The following is a 13,669-nucleotide window of genomic DNA, read 5'->3' as shown; positions in this document are numbered from 1 at the left end:
GATTTTCCACCCACCACACATGTGAAACAAGGAGACAGTTGTGGCTCAAATCGAAGCTGTAGGCGCTCGCGAGATCCTGGACTCGCGCGGAAACCCGACCGTCGAGGTCGAGGTGCTTCTCGAGGACGGCACGGTCAGCCGTGCCGCCGTTCCGTCCGGTGCATCCACCGGCGCATTCGAGGCCTATGAGCTTCGCGACGGCGACAAGGACCGCTACCTCGGGAAGGGCGTGCTGAAGGCCGTCGACGCCGTTCTCGACGAGATCGGCCCGGCCATCGAAGGCTTCGAGGCTGCCGACCAGCGCCTCGTCGACTCGGCGATGATCGAGCTCGACGGCACCGACAACAAGAAGCGCCTGGGCGCCAACTCGATCCTCGGTGTCAGCCTCGCGGTAGCGAAGGCCGCTGCCGACTCGGCCGACCTGCCCCTGTTCCGCTACGTCGGCGGACCCAACGCACACACCCTCCCTGTGCCCATGATGAACATCATCAACGGTGGCGCGCACGCCGACACCGGCGTCGACATCCAGGAGTTCATGGTTCTGCCGATCGGTGCGGACACCTACTCCGAGGCGCTCCGCTGGGGTGTCGAGACCTACCACTCGCTCAAGTCGCTGCTCAAGCAGCGCGGCCTGAGCACCGGCCTCGGCGACGAGGGCGGCTTCGCCCCCGAGCTCGAGCACAACCGTGCAGCGCTCGACCTGATCTCCGAGGCGATCCAGCTCGCGGGCTTCACGGTCGGCACCGACATCGCGCTCGGCCTCGACGTCGCCTCGACCGAGTTCTTCGAGAACGGCGTCTACAAGTTCGAGGGTCAGGAGCGCACCGCCGCTCAGATGTCGGCGTACTACGCCGAGCTCGCCGCGAACTACCCGCTGGTCTCCATCGAGGACCCGCTGGCCGAGGACGACTGGGAGGGCTGGGCCCACCTGAACGCCGAGCTCGGCTCCAAGCTGCAGCTCGTCGGCGACGACCTCTTCGTCACCAACCCGAAGCGTCTCGCCCAGGGCATCCAGGCGAAGGCCGCGAACAGCATCCTGGTCAAGGTCAACCAGATCGGCACCCTGACCGAGACGCTCGACGCGGTGGCCCTCGCCCAGCGCAACGGTATGACGGCTGTGCTCTCGCACCGTTCGGGTGAGACCGAGGACACCACGATCGCCGACCTCGCCGTCGCCACCGACGCCGGCCAGATCAAGACCGGCGCACCGGCCCGCTCCGAGCGCGTCGCGAAGTACAACCAGCTCCTCCGCATCGAGGAGGAGCTCGGCGAGGCCGCCGTCTACGCCGGACGCAGCGCCTTCCCGCGCTTCACCGCGTAGGCACCTGCCGTACAGCCACGAACACGAGGGCCCCGGATGCGCATCCGGGGCCCTCGTGCTGTCTCGCTGCGGGCTGAACGGCGACCGGCACTCTCAGCGCGTGCATCCGGGGACTTGCAGGCACGTAACGTACGATGAAATGAGGCCTTCACCGGCCTCTGTTCCTGCCCGCGTCACATCCTGGAGGCCCTGTGGCCCAACCTCGCACCCGCCGCGTGCCGGTGACGCTGACCACGGAGGAGTCGGGCACCGGGCGCTGGCTTCGCGGTATCCGGTTCTCCGGATTCTCGCTCGTGATGATGGGCCTGCTCGTCGTCGCCGTGCTTATCCTCGCCCCGTCCCTGAGCTCGCTGATCCAGCAGCGGCAGCAGATCGCCGACCAGCAGAAGGCGGTCGATGCGCTGTCTGCGCAGGTGAACGGTCTGAAGGAGCAGCGGGCGCGTTGGAACGACCCGAGCTACATCCGTTCGCAGGCGCGCGACCGGCTCTACTACGTGATGCCCGGCGAGGTGAGCTATCTCGTGATCGACGACCGGCCCCCGGCCGCGAAAGCCGCGGACAACGCGCCGGTGAGCTCGAAGCTGCAGAAGACGGAGACCGACTGGGTCGGCACGCTGTTCGGCTCCTTCATGGGTGCCGGGCTGAGCGAGGCGACGCCGGATCAGCTCGACGGCAAGGCTCCGGCCGGCACGACCCCGGGCACGACGCCCACCCCGACTTCCACCCCAGGCGGCTAGACATGACCACCCCACCGTTCGATCCTGTGACCGATGAGGACATCGCCACCGTCTCCGCCCAGCTGGGACGCCCGGCACGAAATGTCGTCGGCATCGCCGCGCGCTGCGTGTGCGGACGGCCGACGGTCGTGTCGACTGCTCCGCGTCTCGACGACGGAACGCCCTTCCCCACCTTCTACTACCTGACGCATCCCGCAGCCACGGCGGCCCTCTCGCAGCTCGAGGCGACGCAGGTGATGAACGAGTACAACGACATGCTCGAACAGGATGCGGACCTCCGCGAGCAGTACGCCGCGGCTCACGACGCCTATCTGGCCGACCGCGAGAGCATCGCGCACGTGGAAGAGGTCGCCGGGATCTCGGCGGGCGGGATGCCTGTGCGCGTCAAATGCCTGCACGCTCTCGGCGCCCACGCGCTCGCAGCCGGCCCCGGAGTGAACCCCATCGGCGACCTCGCCCTCGCGCGCGCCGACTGGTCGCCCGACGTGTGCGAATGCGTCATCGTCAGCACGGATTGACGCGGTAGCGACAATGAGGCGCTGGGGGCGAGGGGGTGTCGCCGTCGTAGCCGGGCTTCTCCTGGCTCTGGCGGCACCGACGATGGCGCACGCCGACCAGGTGCGCGACCTCGAGTACTGGCTGAACGACTACGGCTTCACCGCCGCATGGCAGACCACCAAAGGCGCCGGGGTCAAGGTCGCCGTGATCGACACCGGTGTCGACGGCACCGTCCCCGACCTCGCGGGTGCGATCGTCGGCGGGACGGATGTGTCGGGTGTCGGCGCTGCGAACGGTCAGGAACCGCTGGGCGACGGCGACAACGCGAACCACGGCACCTGGGTCGCTTCTCTGCTCGCCGGAAGGGGGACAGGCAACGGGAACGGGGTACTCGGTGCGGCGCCGGAGGCGTCTATCCTCACGGCGTCGGTCGCGCTGGGCAAGGCCGCCGGCTCGATCGACAGCGACGACCAGATCGCTTCCGCCATCCGGTGGTCCGTGGACAACGGCGCCAAAGTGATCAACATGTCCCTGACCCGGAACACGCTCGATTGGCCGACAAGCTGGGACAAGGCGTTCCAGTACGCGTTCTCGCATGACGTGGTCATCGTGGCGGCGGCAGGCAACCGCGGGAGCGGAACCACGGAGGTCGGCGCACCCGCGACCATCCCCGGGGTGCTCACGGTCGCTGGAGTCGATCGGGAGGGCAAGGCCAGTTTCGACGCCTCATCGCAGGGGATCACGATCGGCGTCTCCGCCCCGAGCGAGCAGCTCGTCGGCGCGAACCCCGGTGGCGGCTATGTGCAGTGGGAGGGGACCAGCGGTGCCGCGCCACTCGTGTCAGGGGCGGTCGCGCTCGTGCGCGCCGCGCATCCTGAACTCAAAGCGGCTGACGTCATCGAGCGCATCATCAAGACCGCGAAGCCGGCACCTGGTCCCGTGCCCAGCCCGATCTACGGCTACGGGCTTCTGGATGCGGGGGCCGCGGTCACCGCGACCGTGCCGAAGGTCAGTGCGAACCCGATGGGCGACCTCGACGAGTGGATCCGCATCCACCGCCGCGCGGACGCGCCCGCTACCGCGGCGCCCGGAGCCGTGCCGGTACCCACGTCGACGCCCCGGGCGCTGCCGCCAGAGCGGATCGTGCGCTTCGACCAGCTGCTCTGGCCGCAGTGGGGCCCGCTCACGACCTTCTGGCTGCCGTTCAGTCTGATCAGCGGTTTTCTCGCTTTAGCGGCGCTGGGCGGGGTCGGCGCCTGGCTGCATTTCAGACGAACGGGCCGCAGGGAGTAGATTAACCGCATACTTTCGTCTTGAGGAGACCCTTTACTGTGCCCAAAATTCTGATCGTCGGCGGCGGATACGCCGGGTTCTATACCGCCTGGAAGCTCGAGAAGCAGCTGCGCAAGGGTGAGGCCGAGGTCACGGTCGTCGACCCGCTGCCCTACATGACCTACCAGCCGTTCCTTCCCGAGGTCGCTGCCGGCTCGATCGAGCCGCGTCACGCGGTCGTCGCTCAGCGTCGTCACCTCAAGAAGACCGACGTCGTCGCGGCGAAGGTCACGTACATCGACCACGCCAAGAAGACGGCGACCATCGAGCCGCTGGTGGGCGAGAAGTACGAGTTCGAGTACGACCTCGTCGTCGTCACGGCGGGTGCCGTTTCGCGCACGTTCCCGATCCCGGGCGTCGCCGACCAGGCGATCGGCCTCAAGACCATCGAAGAGGCCGTCGCGATCCGCGACAAGGTGCTCACGAACTTCGACAAGGCCGAGCACCTTCCGGCCGGTCCCGAGCGCGACCGTCTCCTCACGTTCGTCGTCGTCGGCGGTGGGTTCGCGGGCATCGAGATCTTCGCGGAGCTCCGGTCGCTCGCGAGCAGCCTGCTGAAGAGCCACCCGGGCATCAAGTTCGAGGACACCCACTTCCACCTCATCGAGGCGATGGGCCGCATCATGCCGGAGGTGTCGCTCAAGACGAGCCACTGGGTGATCAAGAACCTCGCCCAGCGCGGCGCGGAGATCCACCTCGACACGCAGCTCTCGAGCGCGGTCGACGGCGTCGTCGAGCTCTCCACCGGTGAGAAGTTCGAGACCGACCTCATCGTCTGGACGGCCGGTGTCATGGCCAACCCGACCGTCATCCGCAACACCGACCTCCCGATCGAGGAGCGCGGTCGTCTCAAGGTGCGCGCCGACCTCCGCGTCGGAACCGACGAGGAGATCATCAAGGACGCCTGGGGTGCCGGTGACGTTGCGGCCGTTCCCGATCTGACCGGCGGCGGCGTCGGCGGGTACTGCGTGCCGAACGCTCAGCACGCTGTGCGTCAGGGCAAGCTGCTCGCGAAGAACATCATCGCCGACCTGCGCGGTGAGCTTCCCCGCCAGTACTTCCACAAGAATCTGGGTGCCGTTGCCGGTCTCGGAGTCGGGGTGGGAGTCTTCCAGTCCGGCAAGCTCGCCATCAAGGGTCTTCCCGCCTGGTTTGCGCACCGCGGTTACCACGGTCTGGCCATGCCGAGCTGGGAGCGCAAGTGGCGTGTGATCGGCGACTGGATTGGCGGCTTCTTCCTCGGGCGTGACATCGTCTCGCTGTCGGCCGAGCAGACCCCGCGCGCCGTCTTCGAGCAGTTCGCCTCGCGCCCGAAGCCGCCCGCGGCCGAGGCGCCCGCGGTCGAGTCTCCGAAGAAGGCTCCTGCAAAGAAGGCTCCGGCGAAGAAGGAGCCCGTCGAGGTCACGGCGAAGTAGTCGCTGAGTGTTACGAAGGGCCCGGTGCGTTCACGCACCGGGCCCTTCGTCATTCGGCTCCGGATGCGTGGACGCACGGTAAAACCGCACCTCTATTCAGTGGCATGCTTGTGCACAGACATCCAGCGCCGAGGGGGAGCCGATGGGACTGTTTTCGAAACAGCGTGCCGAAAAGGCGGTGCGCAAGCGCTCGGGGGAGCGCGACGCTGCTGCGCATCCCGCGCCGGAACCGATCATGACGAACCGGTTGGTGCAGACAGCGCTGAGCCGGTGGTCCGCCGGCAAGGATGCGCGAACGTTCGCCGAGGTGCTGCGGCAGTGCGCCACCGGGAATCTCCTGCTCGACGGGTCGAACTCGACGATCGCCGACCCGAGCCGAGGATTTCAGCCCGGCGACACCCTCGGAGTCGGCTACCGCACGGATGAAGAGGGCAGGAGACTACTGCTCGCATTCACCAGCAACGAGCGGATGGCTGCCTACCACCAGGATGACCCGACGATCTCGGTCGTGCAGCCGGCGAGCGCGGTCATGGCACAGGCTGCTTCCGAGTACGACGGCATCGCGATCGATGTGGGGTCGAGCGAGCTCTGCATCGCCTTCGCCGACGAGATCCGCCAGCACCTGACCGACGATCCGACGCTCAACGACAGGCTCAAGACCGCGCTGGTCGAGCGGACCATCCCGTGGGACGACCTGCTCGGACTGCTCGGCAGCACACCCGCCGTCTTCATCGCGATGTCGGATGTGCATGATGACTCCGGCGCGGTCACCGGCGTCACCGTTCCCACGGCCCGCGGCAAGAACGGGGAGACGTATTCGGTGGCCTTCACATCGCCCGCGGAAGTCTGGGCCTGGTCGCCGCCCGAGAATGCAAGGGCCACCGGTATCGCCAACGTCGCTCAGGTGGCGCGCGAGCAGGGCCATGATGGCATTCTGCTCAACCCGGCCGGCCAGTCGGTTGTGATTTCGCCGCCCGAGCTGGAACGCTTCTTGAACTGAGTTCGTCGACCGAAGGGTACGAGTGATGACACAAGCAAGCGATGCCGACCGGGGCTTCACGCTCACGCGCATCCTGAACGCCCCGCGTGCCGACGTGTTTCGGGCTTGGACGGACCCCGCGCAGCTGGACTGGTTCTTCAGCGGAATGGAGCAGCCGGGCGAGCAGATCGACGTCGACCTGCGCGTTGGTGGGGCCTGGCGGCAGCTGATGGTCGTCGGCGAGGACACTGAATACGTCACGGGCGGTATCTACCGCGAGATCGTGCCGGTCGAGCGGCTCGCCTTCGAGTGGGGAGCGGTCGGTGGTTGGCCGCTGATCGACCCGGCGCATCCGGATGCCACACCGGTTGTCACGGTGCTCCTGAATGAGGTGCGCGGCGGTACCCAGACCGAGATGGTGTTCCACGTCGGAATTCCGGCTCGCATGAGCGATGAGCAGGCGGCGGAGTGGTCGGCCCCAGGGATGCACGACGGCTGGGGAATGACGATCGATCGGCTGGTAGCGCGCTTCGCCGACGCGTGACTTCTAGCGACCCCAGTGGCGCATGAAGACGACCATCGAGGAGATCACCGCGAGCAGGATGGCGACGGTGGCCGAGATGATGAGCCACGGCTGCAGGATCTGACCGAACGGCGCACCGACCGCAGCTTGGAACGACGTGACGATGGCCGCGGCGAAGACGAGCGTGGCGGTCAGCCACACCGCCACCAGCAGCCTGCCTCGTTTCGTGTCCATGCGTAGACGGTAGGCGCATCTAAACACGGGTCGTAGACCCCAGAACGTGGGAACCCCGTGCGAGGGGTGCCGCCGTACCCCAGTGGGACTCGAACCCACACTCGGACGATTTTAAGTCGTCTGCCTCTACCGATTGGGCTATGGGGGCCCGCGGACCATCGTAGCGACAGCGACGCCGACGCCCCCTGGGAAGCCGTTCCAGAGGGCGTCGGCGAGCTGACCTGCGACGGTCGGTTAGTGCATCGTGGCTAGTGCATCGCCACCGGTGCGTCGGAGTCCGACTTGCTGTCGGCGGGGATGCGCCGACCCCAGATCGCGAACAGGATGAGCGCTGCCGCCGGGAACGCCGCCCCGATGAGGAGCGAGGTCGAGATGCCGCGGGCTTCACCCGAGACCGCTGTCACCGCGATGAAGATCGTCGTGAGCACGGCGACGCCGATCGAGCCGCCCAGCTGCTGCATCCCCTGGATGAGGCTGGATGCCGCACTGACCTCGGTCTTCGGAGCCTGCGCCATGGCGATCGACGTCAGTGGGGCGAAGGTGAGTCCTGCGCTGATGCCGAGCACGATCGCCGGGCCCAGGATGCCCGTGGTGAAGGTGCTCGCCGCGTTCATCTGACCGAGCCAGATCAGCCCGATCGTCATGCCGCTGAGGCCGATGACTCCGACGACCTTCTCGCCGACCCGCGGGAGGAGGAAGCGCGGTGCGAGTTCGTTCGTGATGAGCATCGCGGCGACGAACGGGAGCAGCGCGAGTCCGGTGCCCAGGGGGTCGAAGCCGAGCACGTTCTGGGTGAAGAGCGCGGCGAAGTAGAAGAAGCCGAACATCCCGGCCGGCACGAGGAGCATGCCGAGCAGCGGTGTCGCCGTGCGCATCCGGGCGAAGAAGTGCAGTTGCACGACCGGGCTCGAGTGGCGGCGCTCGATGAAGACGAGGCTCACCAGCGCAATGATGGCGACCGCGAACGACACGAACACCTGAACGTCGGTCCAGCCGTGGCTCGCCGCACGCGTGAACCCGTAGACCAGACCGACCATGCCGATCGTGGAGACGGCGGCGCCACCCAGGTCGAGCTTGGCGGGCAGCCGATCCGTCTCGGTGAGGAAGAGCGCAGCACCGAGGATGATCAGGATGCCGATCGGCACGTTCACGAACATGACCCACTCCCAGCCGAAGCTGGTGGTGAGGAAACCGCCCAGGATGAGACCGATCGCGCCGCCGCTGCCGGCCGCGAGAACGAAGAGGGACATCGCTCGCGCCCGGTTGGCGCCCTCGGTCGTGTTGGCCACGAGGAGTACGAGGGTGCTCGGGGCGGCGATGGCCGCGCCGATGCCCTGAAGGACGCGGGCCGCGACGAGGATCTCCGGCGTGGGCGCGAAGCCACCGATCGCGGAAGCGACGATGAAGACCCCGACGCCGACCATGAGAGCGAGACGGGCGCCGACGATCGAGCCGATCTTTCCGCTCAGCAGGATGAGACCGCCGAAGGCAGAGCGTACGCGGTGACGACCCAGGAGAGGTCGGTGGGGGAGAAGTGCAGTTCTTTCTGGATGTCGGGCAGCGCGACGTTCACGATGCTGGCGTCGACGACGAGCATGAGCTGCGTGATGAACACGACGATCAGGCCGAGTGCCGGTGTGCGCAGGCTACGTCGGGCTGAGGTGGCGTTGAGGGCGGACGGGCGGATAGCGGTACTGCTTGCTGTGTCTGGACTGAGTTCGGTGGTCGTCATGCTGGCGCATCCGTTTCTCGCGGGGTTATGCTGGTAATCGGAGAGACTCTCCTCTTGAGTGATCAACAATACGGAGACTGTCTCCGCTTTGTCAACGACGATGAAGTGAATTCTTTTCGAAAGGAACCTCAAGTGGCCGGCGAGACCCTGACCCAGGTCAAACCCCTGCGTGCGGATGCACAGCGCAACTACGACCGCATCGTCGAGATCGCTTGCGAGGCGTTCAGCGAGAACGGCGTCCACACCTCGCTCGATGACATCGCCAAGCGCGCCGGCGTCGGAGCCGGAACTCTCTACCGTCATTTCCCCAGCCGTGATTGCCTGCTCGCGGCGGCGCTCGTCGAGAGCCGGCAGGGTCTCGACCAGAGCGCCGAAGAGCTGCTCGCTCGCGACGACGCCGGCGAGGCCCTCAACGACTGGCTCATCGAGCTCGCGCGTCACCTCAGCAGCTACGACGGTCTTCCCGACTCGGTGGCCGAAGCCGTCAACGACAGCAGCTCGCCCCTCACCGCGCCGTGCAGCATGATGAAGGATGCGACCGCGCGTCTCCTCGCGCGAGCGCAGGCCCAGGGCGCCGTGCGCTCGGACGTGAACTCCGACGACCTCTTCGTCTTCGCGAGCTCGCTCGCCTGGGCGGCGAACAAGAGCGGCTACAGCCGCGACGACCTGCGGCGGGTGCTCAACCTCTTCATCGCGGGACTGCGATAGATCGCAGAAGTGCTAGTTCAACGGTCGCGGAACGGCGACCTGATCATCTCCACGAGGGCGGTCAGCGCAAGGATGCCGCCGACAGCGATGACAAGCCAAATGAACCCGATCAGCAAACCAGCCATGGCACGTACGCTACACCCGGGCGGCCCCGAAAGTTGAGTGCTTCCGGATCGAGGCGGATACTGGGCGGATGATCCGGATCGGTTCGATCGTCTGGGGTGTGCGGGATGTTCCGCGCGCCATCGCCTTCTGGACCGAGGCCATCGACTACCACCCGCTGCGCGAGCCCGACGTCGACTGGGCGATCCTCGTTCCGCGCGAGGGCCACGGGCCTCAGATCGCGATCAGCCAGGTCAGTTCCACGCCCGAGGATCACCAGCGGCACCACCTCGACCTGTACGCGTTCGATCAGGCGGACGAAGTCGAGAGGCTGCTCGGCCTCGGCGCGACCAAGGTCGAGTGGGACTATCCGGATGACGCCGACTATGTGGTTCTGGCCGATCCCGATGGCAATCGCTTCTGCGTGGTGCAGGCCGGCGACGTGGCCAACCACACCTGAGCCGCCGACACTTGTGCGCGCGGGCATCCGTCTGTGTGCAAATCTTCAGCCCGCCCCAAGCGGCCGCTCATTTCCGGGCCGCAGACTGTATTCAGACGCCCGATCTGGTGTGGTGTCCATGACCCGGTCGTACCTCCCGAGATCCCCCCGACGGAGCCTGCGACCGGGTCTTCTCTCTGTGTGGTCTTGCCTCACGGGTACGCTCGACGGATGAGTTCTGCCGCGCATCCGGTTCGCTGCCCCTGTTCCAGCGGTGAGACCTACGACGCCTGCTGCGGCCCGCTGCATCGGGGAGAGGCGCAAGCGCCGACCGCCGAGCGGCTGATGCGCTCGCGCTTCTCGGCGTTCGCTCTTGGCGACCCCGGATATCTGCTCCGCAGCTGGCATCCGTCGACCAGACCGACCGCGCTCGACCTGGACGAGAGGATGCGCTGGTACCGCCTCGACATCCTGGACACCGAGCGAGGAGGCCCGTTCGATCGTGACGGAACCGTGCATTTTCGGGCGTACTACAAGGGCGACACGGCGGGTGTGCAAGAAGAGGACTCGCGATTCGTCCGAGAGGGTGGCGCCTGGTTCTACGTCGACGCCGTCTGAGGGCTACTCGCGTGCGGGTTCGACATACCGTTCCCAGAGCCAGACGGCGACACTGAGAGCAGCGAATCCGACGGCCGCGAGCACGAGCACGACCGTGCCCTGGCCGGTCTCGACCAGCGAGGCCACCGGCAGCAACAGCGCGAAGAGCAGCGTGTAGACGATCAGGGTCAGACCGATCCAGGCGAGTCGCGACCACTGGAACACGGCGCGTCCTGCGAGCGCGCCGATCGGTACGAGTGAGACGGCCGCAGAGCCGAGCCCCAGGAGCGACACCGCGTTGGCGAATTCGACGGCGAACGCCGACCCGACGCCCGACGGCGATGGCAGGAGTCCGACGGTGAGCCAGGCGAGTACGCCGAGCGCGGCTATCGCGGCGACCTGAACGGCGGCGATGCGTCCTCGCGTGATCCGTCCTGCGCCGCCGGTCAGGGTGACGCCAAGCAGCAGCCCGAACAGCAGCGCGGGCTGCAGGCTGAAGATCCGTGATGCGATCGCGGCTCCTCCGACGATGGCGAGCAGCCATGGCGAGAAGACGATCCGGGCGCGATGACCCGCGAGATGCGGCGCCACCCAGCGGGCGATCCCTATCCAGGCGGCGTTGACGACGAGCAATCCGAGGGCGATCGCGATGATGACGCGCACGTACGCGCCGGCGTCATCGACGGGACTCGACAGAGTGACGAGCGCGGCTGCGGCTGCGAATGCGGCTGCGATCGACCAACGGCTCGGGGATGTGATGCTCGCCGCATCCGCGCCGGCCGAGAGACCGTCTGACCTGGTCGCAGCCGTGGGTGCTTCGGCGGCGACCCGTGGAGAGAAGCGGGCCTCCGCAGCCCGGATCTCCGCGCTGCTTCGGTTGCGACCGAAGATTCCCGCGCGGCGGCGGTCGCCGCGCTCGCCGCGATTCCGCGCGATCGTGACGGCGAGAAGCCGGGCAGGCAGCGCGAGCAGAATGAGCGCGGCGGCGGCGAGGATGAGGGAGCGCAGCCACCCGGGGAACGCCTCAGCGGTCACGTTCGGTGCTGAAGCGGTGGTGAACGGTGTGCCCATCCAGCCCGGCATTCCGGGAAGCTGCGGTCCACCGCCCGGACCGGTAGGCGATGGGCTCGGGGTGCCGCCCGGTGGAACGGGAACGGCAGGACTCGGCGTCGTGGTCGGGCTCTGCGACGGGGATGATGGCGACGGATTCGCATTCGGAAGAGGCCGGGGAGCGGTGAACTTGACCGACACGACGTTGCCGGCGGAACTCACGTTGCCCGCAGCATCCTTCTGCAGAGCCGCGACCAGATACGTTCCCGGCGGCATCGACCCGACGCAGCTCCAGGACGCTCCCTGAACGATCGCGGAGCAGACCATCGAGCTGCCCTTGTCGTTGCTGGCGTAGACGGTGACCGTGGAGCCCGCCTCGCCGGTGCCGCCGAAGGTAAGAGGATCACCCGAGTGGACGGTCGTCGGGCCCGGAGTCGTGATCGTCGGCGCGGGCGGAGGAGTCGTGTCCACCGTCACAGGCACCGCCGCACTGGGGGCGGAGCTCTGGGGAGGGAACGACGACGGTCCACGCTGAGTGGCGGTCACGGTGAGCTGGCCCGACGCGGCGGGGGTGAGCACGCAGCCCCACGCGCCGCTGGAATCGGCGGGGAACGAGCATCCTGAGCCGTTGCTGGCGCGGACGGTGACGGTAGCGCCGGGGTATGCCGTGCCCCGGATGCCGCCGCCCGAGACGAGTCCGCCAGCGGGGGCGGCGATGACGGGCGGTGAGAGAACGGCGATCGTGCGGGTGGGGGCGGCGGAGCCCGTATCCAGGGAGACGGCCCGTACGACGACGGCGGGGCCGTCGGGGAGGTCGCTGAGCGAACATCCCCAGGTTCCGTCTTCGTCGACGGTGGCGCGGCAGCTGGTGCCGCCAGAGGCGCCGGAGATCTCGAGGTGATCGCCGGGATCGCCTCGGCCGCTCACGGCCAGGGGAAAGCGGGCGAGCCGGTCGCCCAGATCGTCGATCGTCGGAGCGGCCGGGGTTGGCGGGGCCGAGGGTGTTTCCGATGGTGCTGCGGCTGGCGTCGAAGGATGCGCCGAGTCGGTCGTGTCCGCGTGCGCGGGTGTAGCGAATGCCGGGGCGAGCACCAGCGTGACAAGGGTGACCAGCAGCGCGCACAGAACCAGTCCGGTCGACCCCTCGACCGGACTGGTGGTGAAACATCTGAAGCAAAACGGAGCATTCCACCCCATTCCAGGGGAGACGACGGCGAGTGTCAAACCACCAGGCCGGATTTACGGCATACTGTGATCTGGGTCAACCGTCCCACTTCCGCGCGATGAAGCGCGAATAGCCGCCCGAGCAGGAGCAAGATGCCCCGCATCTCCGCCGTCGATCGTCGCACCGCCCTGGTGCACGCGGCCGTGCGCGTCGTCGCACGGGACGGTGTCGCGGCCGCCACCACCCGGGCGATCGTCGCCGAGGCGGGGATGTCGCTCGCGAGCTTCCACTACGTGTTCTCCTCCCGCGATGAGCTGATGGTCGAACTGATCAACGCGGTCGTCGACGGCGAGGAGTCGGCTTTCGCACCGGCGCTCGAGCCCGTCGACGGCAGGGCGACAATGCGAGACACGGTCCGCGCCGGTCTGCAGAATTACTTCGACGGGGTGCGCGCCGACCCCGACCGCGAGAAGGCGATGTTCGAGCTGACCCAGTGGGCGCTCCGCGAACCCGGCTTCGAGCCGCTCGCCCGGCGTCAGTACGACCGCTACTTCAGCGTGGCCGAGAACGCGCTCGTCGCCGCGGCGGAGCTGACGGACTCCCAATGGATCCGACCGACGGCCGAGATCGCACGGATGCTCGTCACACTCACCGACGGACTCACCATCGCCTGGCTCGTCACCCGCGACGACAAGGCAGCCGCCGCGACCATGGACTTCGCCGCCGACGCGGTGGCGGAACTCGCAACACCCGCACGTGAACTGCTCGCCCGCATCCCGACCCCGGATGCGCCCATCCCGAACGCGAGGACACGATGACCCAGACCACCACCCCGGC

15 protein-coding genes and 1 tRNA gene are annotated in these 13,669 nt (G+C 67.6%); 11 read left to right on the top strand and 5 right to left on the bottom strand.

What is annotated here, in order from left to right; translation table 11 throughout:
- Positions 1 to 40: 40 nt before the first annotated feature.
- The 7 genes from eno to ACQ86A_RS14520 all read left to right on the top strand — a co-directional run bounded on the left by eno (position 41) and on the right by ACQ86A_RS14520 (position 6,826).
- A complete protein-coding gene (eno, locus tag ACQ86A_RS14550; RefSeq protein WP_431277690.1) occupies positions 41 to 1,321 on the top strand; it encodes a phosphopyruvate hydratase in 1,281 nt (426 codons plus the stop codon).
- A 191-nt stretch (positions 1,322 to 1,512) separates the two neighbouring features.
- The gene (locus tag ACQ86A_RS14545; RefSeq protein ID WP_431277689.1) at positions 1,513 to 2,058 is read left to right on the top strand and encodes an FtsB family cell division protein; all 546 of its coding nucleotides are present in this window, start codon (positions 1,513 to 1,515) and stop codon (positions 2,056 to 2,058) included.
- Positions 2,059 to 2,060: 2 nt separating this feature from the next.
- Positions 2,061 to 2,576: a DUF501 domain-containing protein gene (locus ACQ86A_RS14540; RefSeq protein ID WP_431277688.1), complete on the top strand. Its 516-nt coding sequence runs from the start codon at positions 2,061 to 2,063 to the stop codon at positions 2,574 to 2,576.
- Positions 2,577 to 2,589: 13 nt separating this feature from the next.
- A complete protein-coding gene (locus tag ACQ86A_RS14535) occupies positions 2,590 to 3,849 on the top strand; it encodes a S8 family serine peptidase (protein WP_431277687.1) in 1,260 nt (419 codons plus the stop codon).
- Between the two features lie 38 nt (positions 3,850 to 3,887).
- Entirely contained in the window at positions 3,888 to 5,303 is a 1,416-nt protein-coding gene (locus tag ACQ86A_RS14530; RefSeq protein WP_431277686.1) for an NAD(P)/FAD-dependent oxidoreductase, read from the top strand.
- 142 nt (positions 5,304 to 5,445) lie between these two features.
- A complete protein-coding gene (locus tag ACQ86A_RS14525; RefSeq protein WP_431277685.1) occupies positions 5,446 to 6,303 on the top strand; it encodes an SseB family protein in 858 nt (285 codons plus the stop codon).
- A 25-nt stretch (positions 6,304 to 6,328) separates the two neighbouring features.
- Positions 6,329 to 6,826 carry an SRPBCC family protein gene (locus ACQ86A_RS14520; RefSeq protein ID WP_431277684.1) on the top strand — a complete coding sequence of 166 codons (498 nt, stop codon included), beginning with the start codon at positions 6,329 to 6,331 and terminating at the stop codon, positions 6,824 to 6,826.
- A 3-nt stretch (positions 6,827 to 6,829) separates the two neighbouring features.
- Here ACQ86A_RS14520 and ACQ86A_RS14515 read toward each other — a convergent pair whose 3' ends face one another.
- The 4 genes from ACQ86A_RS14515 to ACQ86A_RS14500 all read right to left on the bottom strand — a co-directional run bounded on the left by ACQ86A_RS14515 (position 6,830) and on the right by ACQ86A_RS14500 (position 8,771).
- A complete protein-coding gene (locus ACQ86A_RS14515; protein WP_431277683.1) occupies positions 6,830 to 7,039 on the bottom strand; it encodes a hypothetical protein in 210 nt (69 codons plus the stop codon).
- Positions 7,040 to 7,112: 73 nt separating this feature from the next.
- Positions 7,113 to 7,188: transfer RNA gene (locus ACQ86A_RS14510), tRNA-Leu, on the bottom strand.
- Positions 7,189 to 7,287: 99 nt separating this feature from the next.
- Complete coding sequence (locus ACQ86A_RS14505) at positions 7,288 to 8,463, bottom strand: MFS transporter (RefSeq protein ID WP_431277682.1); 1,176 nt, start codon at positions 8,461 to 8,463, stop codon at positions 7,288 to 7,290.
- Between the two features lie 41 nt (positions 8,464 to 8,504).
- On the bottom strand, positions 8,505 to 8,771 hold the full coding sequence (locus ACQ86A_RS14500) for a hypothetical protein (RefSeq protein WP_431277681.1): 267 nt from the start codon (positions 8,769 to 8,771) through the stop codon (positions 8,505 to 8,507).
- Between the two features lie 132 nt (positions 8,772 to 8,903).
- On the opposite strand from ACQ86A_RS14500, the gene ACQ86A_RS14495 reads away from it, so the two are divergent.
- The 3 genes from ACQ86A_RS14495 to ACQ86A_RS14485 all read left to right on the top strand — a co-directional run bounded on the left by ACQ86A_RS14495 (position 8,904) and on the right by ACQ86A_RS14485 (position 10,638).
- On the top strand, positions 8,904 to 9,479 hold the full coding sequence (locus ACQ86A_RS14495; RefSeq protein ID WP_431277680.1) for a TetR/AcrR family transcriptional regulator: 576 nt from the start codon (positions 8,904 to 8,906) through the stop codon (positions 9,477 to 9,479).
- A gap of 193 nt (positions 9,480 to 9,672) precedes the next feature.
- The gene (locus tag ACQ86A_RS14490) at positions 9,673 to 10,041 is read left to right on the top strand and encodes a VOC family protein (protein WP_431277679.1); all 369 of its coding nucleotides are present in this window, start codon (positions 9,673 to 9,675) and stop codon (positions 10,039 to 10,041) included.
- 210 nt (positions 10,042 to 10,251) lie between these two features.
- Entirely contained in the window at positions 10,252 to 10,638 is a 387-nt protein-coding gene (locus ACQ86A_RS14485; protein ID WP_431277678.1) for a YchJ family protein, read from the top strand.
- Positions 10,639 to 10,641: 3 nt separating this feature from the next.
- On the opposite strand, the gene ACQ86A_RS14480 is transcribed toward ACQ86A_RS14485, so the two are convergent.
- Positions 10,642 to 12,759 (bottom strand): Ig-like domain-containing protein, encoded by a 2,118-nt coding sequence (locus tag ACQ86A_RS14480; protein WP_431277677.1) that lies wholly within the window; start codon positions 12,757 to 12,759, stop codon positions 10,642 to 10,644.
- 225 nt (positions 12,760 to 12,984) lie between these two features.
- Here ACQ86A_RS14480 and ACQ86A_RS14475 point away from each other — a divergent pair, with 225 nt between their 5' ends.
- On the top strand, positions 12,985 to 13,650 hold the full coding sequence (locus ACQ86A_RS14475; protein ID WP_431277676.1) for a TetR/AcrR family transcriptional regulator: 666 nt from the start codon (positions 12,985 to 12,987) through the stop codon (positions 13,648 to 13,650).
- Positions 13,651 to 13,669 lie beyond the last annotated feature (19 nt).

The organism is Leifsonia poae (genome assembly GCF_050632195.1).
Classification (GTDB): Bacteria; Actinomycetota; Actinomycetes; order Actinomycetales; family Microbacteriaceae; genus Leifsonia; species Leifsonia poae_C.
This window is presented reverse-complemented; position numbering and strand designations above follow the sequence as displayed.

Bases quoted from the DNA above. Each gene is read 5' to 3' on its own strand.
- ACQ86A_RS14505 (WP_431277682.1), bottom strand. From the start codon at position 8,463: ATGGTCGGCGTCGGGGTCTTCATCGTCGCTTCCGCGATCGGTGGCTTC.
- ACQ86A_RS14540 (WP_431277688.1), top strand. From the start codon at position 2,061: ATGACCACCCCACCGTTCGATCCTGTGACCGATGAGGACATCGCCACC.
- ACQ86A_RS14485 (WP_431277678.1), top strand. From the start codon at position 10,252: ATGAGTTCTGCCGCGCATCCGGTTCGCTGCCCCTGTTCCAGCGGTGAG.
- ACQ86A_RS14520 (WP_431277684.1), top strand. From the start codon at position 6,329: ATGACACAAGCAAGCGATGCCGACCGGGGCTTCACGCTCACGCGCATC.
- ACQ86A_RS14500 (WP_431277681.1), bottom strand. From the start codon at position 8,771: ATGACGACCACCGAACTCAGTCCAGACACAGCAAGCAGTACCGCTATC.
- ACQ86A_RS14535 (WP_431277687.1), top strand. From the start codon at position 2,590: ATGAGGCGCTGGGGGCGAGGGGGTGTCGCCGTCGTAGCCGGGCTTCTC.
- ACQ86A_RS14515 (WP_431277683.1), bottom strand. From the start codon at position 7,039: ATGGACACGAAACGAGGCAGGCTGCTGGTGGCGGTGTGGCTGACCGCC.
- ACQ86A_RS14525 (WP_431277685.1), top strand. From the start codon at position 5,446: ATGGGACTGTTTTCGAAACAGCGTGCCGAAAAGGCGGTGCGCAAGCGC.
- ACQ86A_RS14490 (WP_431277679.1), top strand. From the start codon at position 9,673: ATGATCCGGATCGGTTCGATCGTCTGGGGTGTGCGGGATGTTCCGCGC.
- ACQ86A_RS14475 (WP_431277676.1), top strand. From the start codon at position 12,985: ATGCCCCGCATCTCCGCCGTCGATCGTCGCACCGCCCTGGTGCACGCG.